Raw genomic sequence first — 15,802 nt, forward strand, 5'->3', positions numbered from 1 at the left:
ATCGCCGGACGCCCCCGCCTCATCGGGGTTTCGGCGAGTCCGGGAACCGGGGCGCACGCGGTGTTGCCCAGGCCAGCCCAAATTTGCCGACTTCAGACAGGAGGATGCAATGGCAAGGACGGCGGTTGTCGAGTCTCGTGGCGCCAAGATCGAACTCAGCCTGCCCGATCAGGCCGACGCTGCGCCGCGTATTCTGGCGGTGGCGTGCGGCGACGTCGCTTCACTGCTGAGCAAGGTCAGCCAACCCATCGCCGAAATGCAGCTGCGCGGCTTCGGCCAGAGCCGGGTCAATGCCGACGCCGCCAATGTCGGCGCCTTCAATCTGTCCCATTACGTCGCCGACTTCGACGTCGCGCTGCAACGCACCGACATGGAAAAGGCGGTGCTGCTGGGCTATTCCCACGGCGGCTATTTCACCACCGTCTATGCCCTGCGCAACCCGGACAAGGTCAAGGGCCTGATCCTGGTCGAGCCGGCGCTGTTCACCGACCGCGACGATCTGGAACGCCGCGCCAAGCTGGCGGAAGGCGGCAAGGAGACCGAGGCGATCCAGGTGATGCTCAGCTACGTCGATCGCGGCACCGGGCTCGACGAGGACAAGTCGGCCAAGGTGGCGAAGCAGATCACCGGCGCGGCGCAGAACGCGGCCACCATCGCCAATGAATTCCGCATTCGTGCCGAGAACCCGATCTCCGAGCGCGAACTGGCGGAGCTGAAGATCCCGGTGTTGCTGATCGGCGGCACCAAAAGCCGGGTGGCCGACATGGTAGTGAAGGCCGCGCAGATCATTCCCTACGCCAACGTGTTCTGGGTCCGCGGTGCCGGCCACCTCGATCTGCTGTTCGATGGCGACAAGAAGTTCGCCGATCAGATCGCCGGCGCGGTCAACGCCTTCGTCGCCACGCTTTGAGCGACGCGGGACCACCGCCTCGGCCGTGGTGGCGGCCGTTTGCGCCTTGGTCCGCGGTTACGAACCGGACGCTCCAGCCAACCTCGTGGCCGGGCTTGAAGCCCGGCCACCTGCGGCCACGGGGCGCCCTTTGCGGACAGCATCTCATCACGGGGCCGGCTCATGCATCGGGTGTGCGACGAGCTGCCGATGCTGGCGCCGGCGGCCTTGGCCGACCCGACCTCGCGCACGGACTCCGTGGCGTCGGCGCTGCTTGCGGCGGCACTCCGAGCCGGCTGCTATGTCATCGCGTTGAGCGGCGACGGCGCGAGCTATGACGGGAGCTTGCGGATCACGCGCACCGACGCCGGCGTGTTCGCCAGCGGCGACCTCTATCAACGGCCGTCGGGCGGCGCTGCGCCAATGCCAGCCGCCGGCATTCCGGTGTTCGCGCGGGTGCAGTATCGCTACTACCTCAAGGTCACCGAGTTCGCCGATGCCGGGCGGGACGGTTTCACGCTCGGCTTCGAGACCTGGCGGCTCAAGCCGATGAACCTGTGGGCGAGGCAGGAGGTGCTGTCGGCGCGGATGATGCGGGCGCCAAACCCCGCTCTGCCCGCTGATGGCTTTGCCGGTGCGGTCTCGACCGCCGCCGGCGCGCCGGCCGGCACGCTGACGATGGCGTGGGTGGCGCCGCAGTTGCGCCGCGCCTCGATCGCGATCAACCACGCGGCGGGCTCGGAAGCGCCGACCGCCAACGACGCGGGCGCGTCATGGCCGGATATCTTCGGCGCGGTCGGGTGGGATGTCGCCGCCACCGTCAGCGACGCGCCGGTCGAGCCGCCGCTAAGCGAGGCGTGGTCGGATGCCGAGTTGCATGCGGCGATGATGACGCTGCGCGGCGACGTCGATCTCGACAACGACTGGCAGTTCCACATTCTCGCGGTGCCGCGGCTCAAATCCACCGACCGCGGCATCATGTACGACGTCGGTGCGACCGACTCCAACAATGGCCCGCGCAAAGGCGTCGCCATCGCCTCGCACTGGGTGGTGCCCGACCAGGACCCCTGGGGGTTGGCCAAGGGCCGCCGGGTCGGCACCATTGCCGACGTCTATTTTCGCACCGCCGTGCATGAGATCGGCCACGCCCTCGGCCTGTTCCACAATTCGGTCGACAACGGCTTCATGGCGACCACCGATCGGATCGCCGACCGCGGCACCGCCGCGCTGCCGTTTCCGACCAACGTGTCGTGGGCGTTCGCGCCCGACGACCAGCACCGGCTTGGCCACCTGCCCGACCCCTATGTACGGCCGGGCGGGGCGCCGTTCGGCGATGCGGCGGGATCGAGCATTCCACTCGCCACCGCCGATGCCGGCGCCGCGCGGGGGCCTCTGCGGCTCGAGGTGTCGCCGCTGCTCGAGGCGGTGCCGATCGGCGCGCCGGTGCGCGTTCTTATCACGCTCCGCAATGACGGCGCCGAGCCGGCGCTGGCGCCGGCGACGCTGAGCATGAAATCGGGCGGGGTGTCCGGCGCGGTGGTCGACCCAGCCGGCACGGTACGCAGCTTTCGGCCGCTGATCGTCTGCCTTGAGCACGCGCCGCTGCAACTGCTGCCGCCCGGTGGGGCGGTGAGCCATGCGCTGACCTTGCTGCGTGGCGCCGAGGGCGCGCTGTTTCCGATTCCGGGCCGGTACGACGTCAGGGTTTCGGTGACGTGGGAGCACCGCGGTGGTGTCAGCCGCGTCGTCGGCGAAACCGCGGTCGAGGTGCTGCCGGCGGCCGGCGACCGCCACGCCAAGCTCGCCCGCAGGCTCATCGCCACGCCCGACCTGCATCTGACCTTGATCCTCGGCGGCGACTTTCTGCCGGCGGGCCTTGCGGCCATCGCCGCTGCGGTCGACGATCCGGTGCTGCGGTCGCATTACGGCTATGTTGAAGCGCGTCGGCGGTTCGAGCCGTTCCGGCAGCGCAGCGCCGATCTCGCCGGAGCGCAGGCGCTGATCGCGTTCGACACCGTGATGTCGCCGTCCGAGATCCGCCGCACCGCCGACGAGGTGTTGCGCGGCGCCCTCAACGACGCCGACGACGGCGCCGCCCGCGCCATCGGTGTGGTGCTGCGCCGAAAGCTGGAGCGGATGTCGGTGCCGGACGCGGTGGCCGCGGCGGTCGACCGCCTGCCGCGGTGAGCGTGCGCGGGTGGAGAACACAGCGCAGACAGGGGCAACGGCGATGGATAAGATTCCGGCCGATCTGGTTGGCAGCTGGATCAAGCTCGATGCCGCGCCCCAGGCGGAGGAGTACCCGGACGTCCTCAGGATCGAGCCGTCCGGGATCTATCGCGGCGGCAGTGCCGGCGAGCGGCGGTTCCTGATCTGGGATGACGGCACCGTCCGCAAGGTGCGTTCCGACCGGCTGGCGATTTCGACCGCGACCGATGCCATCGTCGACTATTCCTTCAGGCTCGCCGACGATGTGCTCGAAATCACCACGCCTGAGGCTTTGGTGCTGCGCTATCGGCGCGGGCCGTGACCTGCGCCGGTGCGGCGCGCGCGGCAGCCGGCTCCGCGCGCGCGGCAACCAATCACGCCGCCTTCAGCACCGCGTCGCCCTTCTGCCAGTTGCACGGGCACAGCTCGTCGGTCTGCAGCGCGTCGAGCACGCGCAGCACCTCTTGCGGATTGCGGCCGACGCTGAGGTCGTTGACCGATACGAAGCGAATGATGTTGCCGGGGTCGACCACGAAGGTCGCGCGCAGGCAGACGCCTTCCTCCGGATGCAGAATTCCCAGCGCCGAACTCAGCTCGCGCTTGATGTCCGACACCATCGCAAACGGCAGATCCTTGAGGTCGGGGTGGTTCTGCCGCCAGGCGAGGTGGACGTATTCGGAATCGGTCGACACGCCGTAGACCACGGTGTCGCGGTCGGCGAATTCGCCGTTGAGCTTGCCGAATGCGGCGATCTCGGTCGGGCAGACGAAGGTGAAGTCCTTCGGCCAGAAGAAGAACACCTTCCACTTGCCTTGGGCGCTGTCGTTGTCGACGCGGCTGAAGGCGGTGGCGGGGTTGGCGGAGACGACGGCCTGAAGGTCGAAGGCCGGGAATTTGGCGCCGATGGTCAGCATGGTGGTTCCTTGACGGTGGGGTGAAAATCGATGGCAGGCGAGACCGACGCTGGGCGGGCTCAGGCGAATTCGGTGGCGGGATGGCCGGTGGCAACCGGCTGCGCCGGCGCGGCTCCGCGCGCGTCGAGCACGGTTGCGACGGCGTGGATGACGGCGGCGATGCGCAGCACCGCCCCGATGGCCTGGACCGGGACGCCGTGGTTGCGGGCGCCATCGATGTGGGCCTTGGTGCAGCCCTCGCAGCCCTTCACCACCGAGGCGGCGAGCCCGAACAGCTCGAAATCGGCTGGGGCGATGCCGTGCTTGGTGAGGCCGTTCATGCGAAGGCCAGCGGGCAGCCGCGCCAGTTCGGCGTCGTGCGCCATGTGAACGGCGCGGTAATAGACGTTGGTCATCGCCATGATGGCAGCCGCGGTGCGCGCCGCCTCGAGCGTCGCGCCGTCGGCCACCGCCGCGGCATCGTGCTCGACCGCGGCGGTGAGAGCCGGCTGACGGCAGGCAATGGCGGCGGCGAGCGCGCTGCCCCAGGCCTGCGCGGCGGAGAGGTCCGCCACGCCGCCGGCACCGAGCAGCGTGCCGAGGTTGAGTTTGAGGTCGCGGGCGTAGTCGGGCAATTGCTGGCGAAGGCCTTCAAGCTGGCTCATCGGTCGTCCTTTGGCGGTGTGGTCAGGGGCGGCCCGGCGCGGTGTTGCAGCACGGTGCGGCGCGGCGGCGATGGACGGTCAGGACTTTTGGCGTTCACGTGGGCGGTGGTCGCTTGCCAATTTGCCGGCAAAGCGAAACCCCGCAGTCGCGCTGAAGCGCATCGACGTTTGGCAGCACGATGTGTCTCTCGCTTCATTCTGCAAATAATTACGAATAAAAACTAACCGGCAGGTCGCACTCAGTCAAGGCGCAGCACCCTTGCATCCTGCCGCAACGGGTGCGGCGGACGATTGGCGACCCGACGCGCCTTCCCGCCTATGAGGTCGCCTGCGCGGACGTGGTCGGCTGGATTGCAGCCGCCGACGATCCTGTTCGGCGCTTCGGAGCGGGATGGGGCCGAGCGCCACACGATGTGGAGGCTGTTCGCTGACGAGATCTTGAGCGGGCGAATGGTGGACTGCGCGATCGTGCCGAACCTCCGCGGGGAGGGCCGGAACACCAGCGCATGGCCGGGGCGGTCGCGGCGAGGTCGGCGACCTCACCTGTGGTCTGCGATCTTTGGCACCGCCATGCCAGGCCGGGAGGCTGCGTGAGCCGGCGCCGTTTTATTACCGACGGCATCTGCGCGGTGCCGTTCGATCATTGCGGGTTCACGGTGGACGGGGAGCGGCACCTGCGGCTCGCCCTCAACGCCGCTCTCCCCGGCAGCGTGGCGGGTGAGCGATTCGAGGCGGCCCTCTGCCGCGACGTCCAACTCAAGGCAGCGATGCCTGACAGGCGGGCCAATTCCGCGCACAAACGCAATCGCCGCCCCGGTGCTTTCACACTGGGACGGCGATTGAGTTATGGTCGATTTGGTTGCGGGGAGAGGATTTGAACCTCTGACCTTCAGGTTATGAGCCTGACGAGCTACCGGGCTGCTCCACCCCGCGTCACGGCGCCAGTTGTTCCGTCGTCAGAGCACCGGGCGCGGCGGTTATCTAGCAACTGCTCACCGCGAAGGGAAGCCCGGATCGGGGGAAAATCGTCATATTATTGTTGTCGAGAGCGGACACGGATGGCCGGGAGGGCGCTGGAAACGGGGGAAACATGCCAAAACGCATGCTCGGACGGGACGAAGCGGCGGCGGGAGAGGTATCGCGAGCCCTGATCGCCGGGCTGGACGAAGCTGCCGCGGCCGTCGAACCCGGCCACTGTCGCGATGACGTCGCGATCCACGAGTTCCGAAAGGCCATCAAGCGCCACCGCGCTTTGCTGCGACTCACCGAGACGGCGCGCGGCGGGGCCGCTGCCGAACGGCGTGAGGCCGGAGCGCTGGCGCGCCGGCTGTCCGGCGCGCGCGACCTCACCGCGTCGCTCGAAGGGCTGGAGGACATCCTCGACAAGCAGCTGATTCGGGCCGAACTCGCCGCGCCGGTGCGGGCGGCGCTCGAAACGACCCGCAAGGCGGCCGAGGCCGCTCACCTCGACGACGCTGTCCGCGCCGAGGTGCGGGCCTTCCTCGCCCGGGCGCGGGCCGAAGCGGCGAAGATCGCCGACGCCGATATCCCGGTGCGGTCGCTGATTCTCGCCATCGCCAAGGGCTACCGCCGGATGGTCAATGCGGCGCCAGCGGACTGGTCGGCCGCGCCGGCCGAATCGCTGCACGAGCTGCGCAAGGCCGTGGTGATTCACCGTTACCAGATGGAACTGGCGCAGCCGCTGTGGCCGCGGCCGATCGAGCTTTGGATCGACGAGGTGCAGAAGCTGCGCGACCGTCTCGGCCAGAACCAGGACCTCGAGGCGTTGATCCGGTTCGTCGCCGCCGCGCCACACCTGTGTGACGCCCGCGGCCGTGCCCGGCTGCTGGCGGCGATTCGCACCCGGCAGGGCCAGCACATCGCCGCCGCGGAGGAGCAACTGGCGCGGCTCGGTGCCGAACGGCCGCGCGCTTTCGCCGAGCGGCTGATGGCCTATGCCGGCCAGCACACCCTGACCGCGGCGCGGCCGCACAGCGCGACACCTGCCGGGCGCCGCCGCGCTGCGCCGCGACGCGCGCCGGCCAAGACGCCGTAACCGGCACACGGCGCCCGGCCCAGGTGTCGCCTGGTGGTTGGATTTGCCGATGATTGTAGCGTCACCGTAGCGCCGGCCGCGCGACCGTAACATTCGGCGCTTCGCGAATCGTCGGTGACGACGGTTGCGAGCGCTGGCGGTGAGATCAAGCCAGCGGTGCTATGATTTCGCGGCGAGCGGCGAAGGACGTCGAATCGATTTCATCTGCAACAATGCCCGAATCTTAGCCGGCAGCTGGGCATCCGCGTCGGTCACAATCTAGCGGAGTCATTCAAATCTGCTTAAGAAGGCAAGTTCGAATTGTGCAGATCGAGACTGGTGGATGCCGTCGACGGGGATGTATCCGATCGGACACGATGGGACTCTGTCGAGGTCAGGTGCCGGATGCGGTCCGATCGCGCCATTCGGTCAGACCGCCGCGCCAACCGGCCGGACGCGTGCCTGCGCCCATCCTCGCAACTGCTATCGTGCGGGGGACAACACCCGGCACGGGCGCCGGCCAGCACCGCCAGCCCGGTCGCAACGCGTCGGAAGATTTCATCCGCAGGCTCAATAATGGGTTGGCCGTTTTCTGACCTTGGCGCGGGGGCCGGAACGGACCACGAGGAGGACGATGACATGGCTTTGACGTTCGACGCCGCATTGGCCGCCTGTCCGCTGATCGCGATTTTGCGGGGCGTGACCCCGGAAGAGGTGGTGCCGATCGGCAAGGTGCTGGTCGAGGCCGGGTTCTGCATCATGCAGGTGCCGCTCACCACCCCGGACTCGCTTCACTCGATCCGGCGGCTGGTCGATGCTTTCGGCGAGTCCACCGTCATCGGCGCCGGTGCCGTGGTCAATGAGCGGCAGGTGACCGACGTCGCGCGCGTCGGCGGCCGTCTGATCGACTGCCCGAGCTTCGACGAGACGGTGGTCCGCCTCACCAAGAAATATGGGCTGGCGGGGATGCCCGGGGTGGCGACGCCGAGCGAACTGTTCGCCGCAACCGCGCTCGGAGCCACCACGATAAAATTGTTTCCGGCGGAAATGATCCGGCCGGAGGTGGTCAAATCGCTGCGGGTGGTGGTGCCGCCGTCGATCAAGCTGGTGCCGGCCGGTGGCATCACGCCGGAGAGCATGGCGCCCTATTTCGCCGCGGGCGCCAACGGCTTCGGCCTTGGCGCTGCGCTCTACGCCGCCGGCCGCACGCCGGCAGAGGTCGCCGCCCGGGCCGCCGCGTTCCAGTCGGCGCTGGCAGCGCTGCAGGAAGCGGCCTGAGCGAGGCTTGCCGCCATCGCGATCAGGGGGTGCGCCGCTCGTCCTCAATGGCGATGGTGCGCATCAGCTCGAGGAGGCGGTCGCTGCCGAGCCGGCCGGCTTCGAAGCCGGTGACTGCGCCGACGTGCGCGAACAGGTTGTCGTCCTCGCGCGAGCGGCCGATGAACCCCATCGACCAGTTGGGGAAGGCGCGGCTCGGCGCTGGTTCGAACGCCAGCACCTGAACCTCGCCGTGGCGTTCGTCGCGCAAGATGCGTTCGATCAGCGCCTCGATGTCGCGGCGCGCGCCTTCCAGCACCTGGGCGAACGTCCCGGAATTGAAGATCAGCGCGCCGGTGATGTTCATCGCAGCATTGGCGCGCCGGGACGCCGCCAGGATCGACTCGACCTGGGCCAGCACCTCGGCCGGCGTGCCGGGAATCCGGTTCCTGCTGACATAGACCAGACGATAGAGCTCGGCCTCGGCCTCGGCCGGTTCGGGTGGTGTTTGGGTTGCCATATCGTTGGTCGTCATGGTGTTCATTGTCATGGCGTTCTCCCGACAGTTTGCCGAACCCGAGGTCGGACGAGGGCTGTGGTCGAAGGTGGTGGCGCGCCGGTTACGCGGACAGACGGCGGGGGCGTCCGGATCCGCACGGCGTGTCGGCGCGATCAGGTCGAGCGGCGCGCGCCGAATGCCGGCGCCTGCATCAGCTCGCCGATCTCCTCCGGTGGCCGCGGCCGGCTGATCAAATAGCCCTGCACCTCGGTGCAGCCGTCGGCGGCAACGCGAGCGAACTGCTCCTCGGTCTCGACGCCCTCGGCGGTGGTATCGATGCCGAGGGCGTGGCCGAGCGCGGCGATGGCGCGGACGATCGCCCGGCCGCTCGGATGGTCGGGGCCGGCGCGGACGAACGACTGATCGATCTTGATCTTGTCGAACGGAAAACTGTGCAGCCGCGACAGCGACGAGTAGCCGGTGCCGAAATCGTCCATCGACACCCGCACGCCGGTGTCGCGCACCGCGCGCAGCACATCAAGCGCGGCGCCGTCGTCGTGCAGCAGCACGCTTTCAGTGATCTCGAGTTCGAGCCGCTCGGGGGCGAGCCCGCTTTCCGTCAGTGCACCGTGGATGGTGGCGAGGAAGCCGGGGTCGACCACCTGCATTGCGGAGACGTTGACGGCGATGCTGAGCGGCCGCGGCCAGCGTGCTGCCTCGCAGCAGGCGGTGCGCAGGCCCCATGCCCCGAGCGCGGTGATGAGACCGCTGCTCTCGGCCAGCGGGATGAAGGTGGCAGGCGAGACGGTGCCGTGGTTGGCGCTGTTCCAGCGCAGCAGCGATTCGAAGCCGGTGATCTGACCGGTGGCGACGTTGACCTGCGGCTGGTAGACCAGCGTGAACTCGCGCAAGGTGAGGGCGCGCCGCAGATCGAGTTCGAGCCGTCGTCGCGCCTGGATCTGCGCTTCCATCGCCGACTCGAAAAAACGAAACCCGCCACGGCCGTGGCGGCGCGCCAGTGACAGCGCCATGTCGGCCGCCCGCAGCACCTGCGCGCCGTCCTGGCCGTCGAGCGGCACCAGCGCCACGCCGATGTGAGGCTCCACCGTGAGCAGATGGCCGTCAAGGATATAAGGGCGGCCGAGGAGGTCGACCAGGCGATGGGCCAGTTCGGTGGCGGCGAGCGGCTGCGGCTGGCCGAGCTGGAGCACGGCGAACTTGCCGTCGTCGAGGCGGGCGACGACATCGCCGGGGCCCGTTGCCGTGCGCAGCCGGTCGGCGGCGGCCCGCAGCACTGCCTCGCCCAACGGCTGGCCGAGCGGTTCGGAAATCTCGCGCAGGCGGTCGAGGCAGATCGTCAGCGCCGCGGCCGGGCCGGCCTCACGTTCGGGCACCGACGCCAACGCCGTCAGTCGCTCCTTGAACAGAAGTCCGTTGCCGAGGCCGGTCACCGCATCCACGCGAGCGTCCGCTGCCGCGCGTGCGTGCGCGGCGACGCGGTCAGAGACATCCTCGGCGGTGACGAGGAGGTCGTGCGCCAGCGCTGCCGCCTGAACCCGCAGCACGCGGCCGTCGTCGAGCGCGACTTCGCAGGTGCCCCCGGCGGTGGCCTGAAGGGCGGCGCGTAGCGCCATTGCCGCGCTGGCGTCGGCGAACAGGCTGGCAAAGCGCGGATTGGCGAGCCGAATGCCACCCTCGGGATCGAGCACTGCGACCGCCAGCTTGAGGTTGGCCAGTACGGCGAGCGCAAGGTCGGCGGCACTGTCTGCCGGCCCAAGGCTCGACCTTGGCCGCACGGCGTCGTGGTTCCATCCCAGGTGCGCCGCTGAAGCCATCGGTGCCGAAAACCTAATTCGGGGGTCGCGTCCTTGCACGGTAGAGCTTTGATCTTTCCGAATAGTTACAGTTAAGCCTACGCGCCCACCGCTTCCGTGGAACTCTGCGCGCTGCTATCAGGCGGAGGCTTGGCATGAAACCTTTGGGGGTTTTCCGCGTTTGCGATCAAGGCCAACGAAACGAAGAGGTGATCCTAATGGGACGTGGCATCTTGCTCTGGCTGCTCGGAATTCCGATCCCGATCCTAATTCTGCTCTATCTATTCAACGTGATCTGACCGCGGAAGTTCCGCGCCGGCCGCGCGTGGCGCGCCCGGCGCGGCAGGGGGAATTGGGCCGGCTCCGGTGACGGCCGCCGTTGCCACCGGGGAACCGCTCGACTAGAACGACCGCAACTTCCCGAAACCCAACAAGGGCGGCGCGGCCGTGTCGACGGCCGACCGTAGCGGTCGACATGAACGGACGGCAGTTCATCTATCACATGCGGGGTCTGTCGAAGACCTATCCCGGCGGCAAGCAGGTTCTCAACAACATCAATTTGTCATTCTACCCGGACGCCAAGATCGGCGTGCTCGGCGTCAACGGCTCCGGCAAGTCGACGCTGCTGCGCATCATGGCCGGCATCGACACCGAGTACACCGGCGAGGGTTGGGTGGCGGAGGGTGCCCGGGTCGGTTACCTGCCGCAGGAGCCGCCGCTCGATCCCGCGCTCGACGTGCGCGGCAACGTCATGCTTGGCGTCGCCGCCAAGAAGGCGATCCTCGACCGCTACAACGAGCTGATGATGAACTACTCCGATGAGACCGCGGAGGAGGCATCGGCGCTGCAGGATCAGATCGACTCGCAGAATCTGTGGGACCTCGACTCCCAGGTCGAGCAGGCGATGGAAGCGCTCGGCTGTCCGCCGGACGACTGGCCGGTGGACCGGCTGTCGGGCGGCGAGAAGCGCCGCGTCGCGCTGTGTCGGCTGCTGCTGGAGCAGCCTGAGCTGCTGCTGCTGGACGAGCCGACCAACCATCTCGACGCCGAGACGGTGAACTGGCTGGAAGGCCACCTGCGCAGCTATCCCGGCGCGATCTTGATCGTCACCCACGATCGCTACTTCCTCGACAACGTCACGAGCTGGATTCTCGAGCTCGATCGCGGCCGCGGCATCCCCTACGAGGGCAATTATTCGTCCTGGCTGGGGCAGAAGCAAAAGCGCTTGGCGCAGGAGTCCCGCGAGGACGAGGCGCGCCAGCGCACGTTGGCCCGCGAGCAGGAGTGGATCGCCGCCTCGCCCAAGGCCCGCCAGGCCAAGTCCAAGGCGCGCTACCAGCGCTATGACGAACTGCTGGCCAAAGCGTCCGACAAGGCGCCGACCACCGCGCAGATCGTCATTCCGGTGGCCGAGCGGCTCGGCAACAACGTCATCTCGTTCAAGGGCCTCTCAAAAGCGTTTGGCGACAAGCTGCTGATCGAGGGGCTCTCGTTTGAGCTGCCGCCGGGCGGCATCGTCGGGGTGATCGGCCCCAACGGCGCCGGCAAGACCACGCTGTTCCGCATGATCACTGGCCAGGAAGAACCCGACGCCGGCTCGATCACGGTCGGCGAGTCGGTCAAGCTCGGCTATGTCGACCAGAGCCGCGATTCGCTCGACGGTAAGAAAAACGTGTGGGAAGAGGTCTCCGGCGGCCTCGACATGCTGCAGCTCGGCAAGCGCGAGGTCAATTCGCGCGCCTATTGCTCGGCCTTCAACTTCAAGGGCCCCGACCAGCAGAAGAAGGTCGGACAGCTGTCGGGCGGCGAGAGGAACCGCGTCCACCTCGCCAAGATGCTGAAGAGTGGCGCCAACGTGCTGCTGCTCGACGAGCCCACCAACGACCTCGACGTCGACACCCTGCGCGCGCTGGAAGAGGCCTTAGAGGATTACGCCGGCTGCGCGGTGATCATCAGCCATGATCGCTGGTTCCTCGATCGCATCGCCACCCACATCCTGGCGTTCGAGGGCGACAGCCACGTCGAATGGTTCGAGGGCAACTTCCAGGACTATGAGGCCGACAAGATGCGGCGGCTGGGCACCGACTCCATCCTGCCGCACCGGCTGAAGTACAAGAAATTCGCGCGCTGAGCGGCGGACGCTCCCATGCCATGCTGGCTCAACAGGAGCCGGCATGGCAGCACAGGCATGAACTCCGGCTTGAGCGCCTTGGCCACAACAGGTCACCTGGCCGGCCACGTCGTGGAATGCGATCGACATTTCAGACGCGTCCTCTCGAACCTTCGGCGCCGTCGTGCGACCATGGGCGGCCGCGCGGCTCGACGCGTGGGAGGGAAAGCGCGATGCCTTTGCCAACACCGATCGTTGCGGGACTTGCCGCCAGCATGCTCACCCTGACGTCCGCCGTTGCCGCCGACGTCACCGCCACCCGTCCGGACAGCCTGATCGCCGCGCTGCAGAACGCCGGCTATCAGGCCAAGCTGACCAAGGACGCCACCGGCGATCCGATGATCGAGAGCCGCGCCGCCGGCTTTCGCTTCCGCGTCGTGTTCTTCGGCTGCGACAACGGCGCGAACTGCAATCAGGTCGTGTTCGCCGCCGGCTTTCTGACCAAGGAAAAGCCGACGCTGCAGGACATCAACGACTGGAACTACGACAAGGCCCTCAGCAAGGGCGCCATCGACAAGGACGGCGATCCCCATTTGCGCGCCGGGCTGTGGCTGCAGCAGCCGGTGTCGGAGGACTATTTCAAGGGCTTCCTGGAGGTGTGGGACTCCAGCCTCGGCGAATTCGCCAAACGCTTCGTCAAGTGATCGCGCGCTGACTGCCGGCGTTCGGGCCGGCCGGGGGTGACGTTTGGTCCGGCGGTCGCTCCGGCGCCGCCCCCCGGCGCCGGAGCGGTGTTTGGGTTACCCGCGCAGCGCGGCGTCGAGGTCCTCGCGCAGGTCCTCGACGTGCTCGATGCCGACCGAAAGCCGGATCAGCCCGTCGTCGATGCCCAGTGCCCGCCGCCGCTCCGGCGGGATCGAGGCGTGGGTCATGATGGCAGGGTGCTCGATCAGGCTCTCGACCCCGCCGAGGCTCTCGGCGAGCTGGAACAGCTTGGTGCGCTCCAGCACCCGGCGGGTGGCGCCGAGGTCGGCGTCGAGCTCGACGGTGACGATGCCGCCGAAGCCGTGCATCTGGCGCTTGGCCAGCGCGTGCTGGGGGTGGCTTTCGAGCCCGGGATAATGGACGCGCCGCACCCGCGGCTGGCGCTCCAGCCAGCGCGCCAGCTCCAGCGCGTTCGAGCAGTGGCGCTCCAGGCGCAGCGCCAGCGTCTTCAGCCCGCGCAGCGCCAGGAAGCTGTCGAACGGCCCGGAGATCGCGCCAACCGCGTTGTGCAGAAACGCCAAGCGCTCGGCGAGGTCGGCATTGCCGCCGACCACGGCCACGCCGCCGACCATGTCGGAATGGCCGTTGAGATATTTGGTGGTGGAGTGGACCACGAGGTCGGCGCCGAGTTCGAGCGGGCGCTGCACGTAGGGGCTGGCGAAGGTGTTGTCGACCACCGTCACCACCCCGCGGCTTTTGGCGAGGCGTGCCACCGCCTCGATGTCGACCAGCTTGAGCGTCGGGTTGGTCGGCGTCTCGATCCAGATCAGCCGCGTCTGTGGCCCGATGGCGGCGGCGAGGGCGTCGAGGTCGGCCATATCGACGTAAGAGGCGGCGAGCCCGGCCGTCCGCGACCGCACCCGCTCGAACAGGCGGAAGGTGCCGCCATAGAGGTCATCGGAGGCGACGACGTGGCTGCCGGCGTCGAACAGCTCCAGTACGGTGGAGATGGCGGCAAGGCCGGAGGCGAACGCATAGCCGCGGCTGCCGCTCTCCAGGTCGGCAACGCAGCGCTCGAACGCCATCCGGGTCGGGTTCTGGCTGCGGGCGTATTCGAAGCCCTTGTGAACGCCGGGGCTCTCCTGCACGAAGGTCGAGGTGGCGTAGATCGGCACCATCACCGCCCCGGTCGATGGATCGGGCGACTGGCCGGCATGAATGGTGCGGGTGACGAAGTGCAGCCGATTGTCCCGCCGGTCGGAACTCTTGGTCATGACGTTCATGCAGTCCTCAAGCGGAGGTGGTTGATCAGGTCGACGCGGGTGACGAGGCCGACGAAGCGTTCGCCGTCGACCACGATGGCGACGCGGTCCTGTTCGAACAGTTCGTTGAGCGCGGCGATCGGCGAGGCTGCCGGCGTGATGACGAGGTCGCGCACCATGGCGTCGGCGACCGGCCGGGCGAACGAGGGCGTGCCGGTGGCAATGACGTTGAGGATGTCGCTCTCATCGATCAGCCCGACCACACGGCCGCCCTCGACCACCGGCAACTGCGACACGTCGGCCGCCCGCATCCGGTTGAATGCGGTGCGCAGCGTGTCGTTCGGGCCGACCACGATGGTGCCGCCGCTGTCGAATCCGCGCGTCACCAGATCGCGCACGGTGCCGGTGGCGTCGCGCTTCGAGAAGCCCTCGTCGATCAGCCAGATGTCGTTGAACATCTTCGACAGGTACTTGTTGCCGCTATCGCAGATGAAGGTGGCGACCCGCTTCGGCACGGTTTGCTCCCGGCAGTAGCGCAGTGCCGCCGCCACCAGCGTGCCGGAGGACGAGCCGGCGAGGATGCCCTCGTGGAGCAGGAGGTCGCGCGCGGTCGAAAAGCTCTCGGCATCGGTGATGGTATAGGCGCGGCCGACGAGGCCGAGGTCGGAGACCGGCGGCACGAAGTCCTCGCCGATGCCCTCCACCCGCCACGAGCCGGCTTCGATCAGCTCGCCGGTGGCGAGGTAGTGCGCCAGCACCGAGCCCTCGGGGTCGGCCAGCACCATCTCGGTCTGGGGCGAGACCTTCTTGAGAAACCGCCCGACCCCGGTGATGGTGCCGCCCGAGCCGACCCCGGCCACCACCGCGTCAACGTCGTGGCCGAGCTGATCCCACAGCTCCGGCCCGGTGGTGGTTTCGTGCGCCAGCGGATTGGCGGGATTGCCGAACTGATTGGCGTAGAACGCGCCGGGAATTTCGGCGGCGAGGCGTTCGGCGATGTCCTGGTAATAATCGGGGTGGCCCTTGGGCACGTCGGAGCGGGTGATGCGCACCTCGGCGCCGAGCGCCTTCAAGTGCAGCACCTTCTCGCGGGCCATCTTGTCCGGCACGATCAGGATCAGCCGATAGCCCTTCTGCGCCGCCACCAAAGCGAGGCCGAGGCCGGTGTTGCCGGCGGTGGCCTCGATGATGGTGGAGCCGGGCGTCAGGCGGCCGTCGCGTTCGGCCGCCTCGATCATCGAGGTCGCGACGCGGTCCTTGATCGAGCCGCCCGGGTTCTGGTTCTCCAGCTTGACAAACAACCGGCAAGGCCCGGTGTCGAGCTTCAAAATCTCGACCACCGGCGTGTTTCCGATCAGAGCGAGCACGCCGTTGCGGTCCGGCTGTGCGCGATGCACCGTCATGATTGTCCTCACAAATATCCAGCCAGCGCCGTTCGCGCAGGCGAACGATTCCCGCGCGGCGC

The 15,802-nt window shown here is 68.1% G+C and carries 14 protein-coding genes and 1 tRNA gene; 8 read left to right on the top strand and 7 right to left on the bottom strand.

Translation table 11 applies throughout. From position 1 onward, the window contains the following. Nucleotides 1–109 precede the first annotated feature (109 nt). The 3 genes from BVIR_RS01725 (at nucleotide 110) to BVIR_RS01735 (ending at nucleotide 3,419) form a co-directional block, all read left to right on the top strand. Nucleotides 110–910, top strand: a complete 801-nt coding sequence (locus tag BVIR_RS01725) for an alpha/beta fold hydrolase (protein ID WP_055036161.1) — start codon at nucleotides 110–112, stop codon at nucleotides 908–910. A gap of 162 nt (nucleotides 911–1,072) precedes the next feature. Beyond that, nucleotides 1,073–3,076 carry a matrixin family metalloprotease gene (locus tag BVIR_RS01730; RefSeq protein WP_055036162.1) on the top strand — a complete coding sequence of 668 codons (2,004 nt, stop codon included), beginning with the start codon at nucleotides 1,073–1,075 and terminating at the stop codon, nucleotides 3,074–3,076. Between the two features lie 43 nt (nucleotides 3,077–3,119). Beyond that, nucleotides 3,120–3,419, top strand: coding sequence for a hypothetical protein (locus tag BVIR_RS01735; RefSeq protein ID WP_055036163.1), 300 nt, complete (start codon nucleotides 3,120–3,122; stop codon nucleotides 3,417–3,419). Nucleotides 3,420–3,471: 52 nt separating this feature from the next. Here BVIR_RS01735 and BVIR_RS01740 read toward each other — a convergent pair whose 3' ends face one another. Beyond that, nucleotides 3,472–4,011, bottom strand: coding sequence for a peroxiredoxin (locus BVIR_RS01740; RefSeq protein WP_055036164.1), 540 nt, complete (start codon nucleotides 4,009–4,011; stop codon nucleotides 3,472–3,474). A gap of 59 nt (nucleotides 4,012–4,070) precedes the next feature. Further along, nucleotides 4,071–4,655 carry a carboxymuconolactone decarboxylase family protein gene (locus BVIR_RS01745; protein ID WP_055036165.1) on the bottom strand — a complete coding sequence of 195 codons (585 nt, stop codon included), beginning with the start codon at nucleotides 4,653–4,655 and terminating at the stop codon, nucleotides 4,071–4,073. A 590-nt stretch (nucleotides 4,656–5,245) separates the two neighbouring features. Between BVIR_RS01745 and BVIR_RS16585 the strand changes: the two genes are divergently transcribed. Continuing rightward, the gene (locus tag BVIR_RS16585) at nucleotides 5,246–5,533 is read left to right on the top strand and encodes a hypothetical protein (protein WP_145911900.1); all 288 of its coding nucleotides are present in this window, start codon (nucleotides 5,246–5,248) and stop codon (nucleotides 5,531–5,533) included. Here the strand turns inward: BVIR_RS16585 and BVIR_RS01755 are convergent. After that, a tRNA-Met gene (locus BVIR_RS01755) sits at nucleotides 5,512–5,588 on the bottom strand. The genes BVIR_RS16585 and BVIR_RS01755 overlap by 22 nt on opposite strands. 169 nt (nucleotides 5,589–5,757) lie before the next feature. Here BVIR_RS01755 and BVIR_RS01760 point away from each other — a divergent pair. Together BVIR_RS01760 and BVIR_RS01765 are read left to right on the top strand one after the other, a co-directional pair. Further along, entirely contained in the window at nucleotides 5,758–6,711 is a 954-nt protein-coding gene (locus tag BVIR_RS01760; protein ID WP_060832940.1) for a CHAD domain-containing protein, read from the top strand. Between the two features lie 618 nt (nucleotides 6,712–7,329). Beyond that, complete coding sequence (locus BVIR_RS01765) at nucleotides 7,330–7,968, top strand: 2-dehydro-3-deoxy-6-phosphogalactonate aldolase (RefSeq protein ID WP_055038601.1); 639 nt, start codon at nucleotides 7,330–7,332, stop codon at nucleotides 7,966–7,968. Between the two features lie 22 nt (nucleotides 7,969–7,990). Here the strand turns inward: BVIR_RS01765 and BVIR_RS01770 are convergent, their stop codons facing one another. Together BVIR_RS01770 and BVIR_RS01775 are read right to left on the bottom strand one after the other, a co-directional pair. Continuing rightward, nucleotides 7,991–8,497 (bottom strand): BLUF domain-containing protein, encoded by a 507-nt coding sequence (locus BVIR_RS01770; protein WP_236823658.1) that lies wholly within the window; start codon nucleotides 8,495–8,497, stop codon nucleotides 7,991–7,993. 122 nt (nucleotides 8,498–8,619) lie between these two features. Beyond that, nucleotides 8,620–10,281: a putative bifunctional diguanylate cyclase/phosphodiesterase gene (locus BVIR_RS01775; protein WP_055036168.1), complete on the bottom strand. Its 1,662-nt coding sequence runs from the start codon at nucleotides 10,279–10,281 to the stop codon at nucleotides 8,620–8,622. A 454-nt stretch (nucleotides 10,282–10,735) separates the two neighbouring features. On the opposite strand from BVIR_RS01775, the gene ettA reads away from it, so the two are divergent. Together ettA and BVIR_RS16215 are read left to right on the top strand one after the other, a co-directional pair. After that, the gene (gene ettA, locus BVIR_RS01780; protein WP_055036169.1) at nucleotides 10,736–12,391 is read left to right on the top strand and encodes an energy-dependent translational throttle protein EttA; all 1,656 of its coding nucleotides are present in this window, start codon (nucleotides 10,736–10,738) and stop codon (nucleotides 12,389–12,391) included. 212 nt (nucleotides 12,392–12,603) lie between these two features. Continuing rightward, a complete protein-coding gene (locus tag BVIR_RS16215) occupies nucleotides 12,604–13,074 on the top strand; it encodes a YbjN domain-containing protein (protein WP_169788567.1) in 471 nt (156 codons plus the stop codon). A gap of 96 nt (nucleotides 13,075–13,170) precedes the next feature. On the opposite strand, the gene BVIR_RS01790 is transcribed toward BVIR_RS16215, so the two are convergent. Both BVIR_RS01790 and BVIR_RS01795 read right to left on the bottom strand, forming a co-directional pair. Next, the gene (locus BVIR_RS01790; RefSeq protein WP_055038603.1) at nucleotides 13,171–14,349 is read right to left on the bottom strand and encodes a cystathionine gamma-synthase; all 1,179 of its coding nucleotides are present in this window, start codon (nucleotides 14,347–14,349) and stop codon (nucleotides 13,171–13,173) included. A 5-nt stretch (nucleotides 14,350–14,354) separates the two neighbouring features. Beyond that, complete coding sequence (locus BVIR_RS01795; protein WP_145911899.1) at nucleotides 14,355–15,740, bottom strand: pyridoxal-phosphate dependent enzyme; 1,386 nt, start codon at nucleotides 15,738–15,740, stop codon at nucleotides 14,355–14,357. Nucleotides 15,741–15,802: the final 62 nt, after the last annotated feature.

This window comes from Blastochloris viridis, from assembly GCF_001402875.1.
Lineage (GTDB): Bacteria > Pseudomonadota > Alphaproteobacteria > Rhizobiales > Xanthobacteraceae > Blastochloris > Blastochloris viridis.

What these genes read in the sequence shown, in the direction of transcription:
- BVIR_RS01725 (WP_055036161.1), top strand. Translation starts at nt 110, where the DNA reads ATGGCAAGGACGGCGGTTGTCGAGTCTCGTGGCGCCAAGATCGAACTC.
- BVIR_RS01760 (WP_060832940.1), top strand. Translation starts at nt 5,758, where the DNA reads ATGCTCGGACGGGACGAAGCGGCGGCGGGAGAGGTATCGCGAGCCCTG.
- BVIR_RS01745 (WP_055036165.1), bottom strand. Translation starts at nt 4,655, where the DNA reads ATGAGCCAGCTTGAAGGCCTTCGCCAGCAATTGCCCGACTACGCCCGC.
- BVIR_RS01795 (WP_145911899.1), bottom strand. Translation starts at nt 15,740, where the DNA reads ATGACGGTGCATCGCGCACAGCCGGACCGCAACGGCGTGCTCGCTCTG.
- BVIR_RS01790 (WP_055038603.1), bottom strand. Translation starts at nt 14,349, where the DNA reads ATGACCAAGAGTTCCGACCGGCGGGACAATCGGCTGCACTTCGTCACC.
- BVIR_RS01735 (WP_055036163.1), top strand. Translation starts at nt 3,120, where the DNA reads ATGGATAAGATTCCGGCCGATCTGGTTGGCAGCTGGATCAAGCTCGAT.
- BVIR_RS01770 (WP_236823658.1), bottom strand. Translation starts at nt 8,497, where the DNA reads ATGACAATGAACACCATGACGACCAACGATATGGCAACCCAAACACCA.
- BVIR_RS16215 (WP_169788567.1), top strand. Translation starts at nt 12,604, where the DNA reads ATGCCTTTGCCAACACCGATCGTTGCGGGACTTGCCGCCAGCATGCTC.
- BVIR_RS01730 (WP_055036162.1), top strand. Translation starts at nt 1,073, where the DNA reads ATGCATCGGGTGTGCGACGAGCTGCCGATGCTGGCGCCGGCGGCCTTG.
- BVIR_RS01740 (WP_055036164.1), bottom strand. Translation starts at nt 4,011, where the DNA reads ATGCTGACCATCGGCGCCAAATTCCCGGCCTTCGACCTTCAGGCCGTC.
- BVIR_RS01775 (WP_055036168.1), bottom strand. Translation starts at nt 10,281, where the DNA reads ATGGCTTCAGCGGCGCACCTGGGATGGAACCACGACGCCGTGCGGCCA.
- ettA (WP_055036169.1), top strand. Translation starts at nt 10,736, where the DNA reads ATGAACGGACGGCAGTTCATCTATCACATGCGGGGTCTGTCGAAGACC.
- BVIR_RS01765 (WP_055038601.1), top strand. Translation starts at nt 7,330, where the DNA reads ATGGCTTTGACGTTCGACGCCGCATTGGCCGCCTGTCCGCTGATCGCG.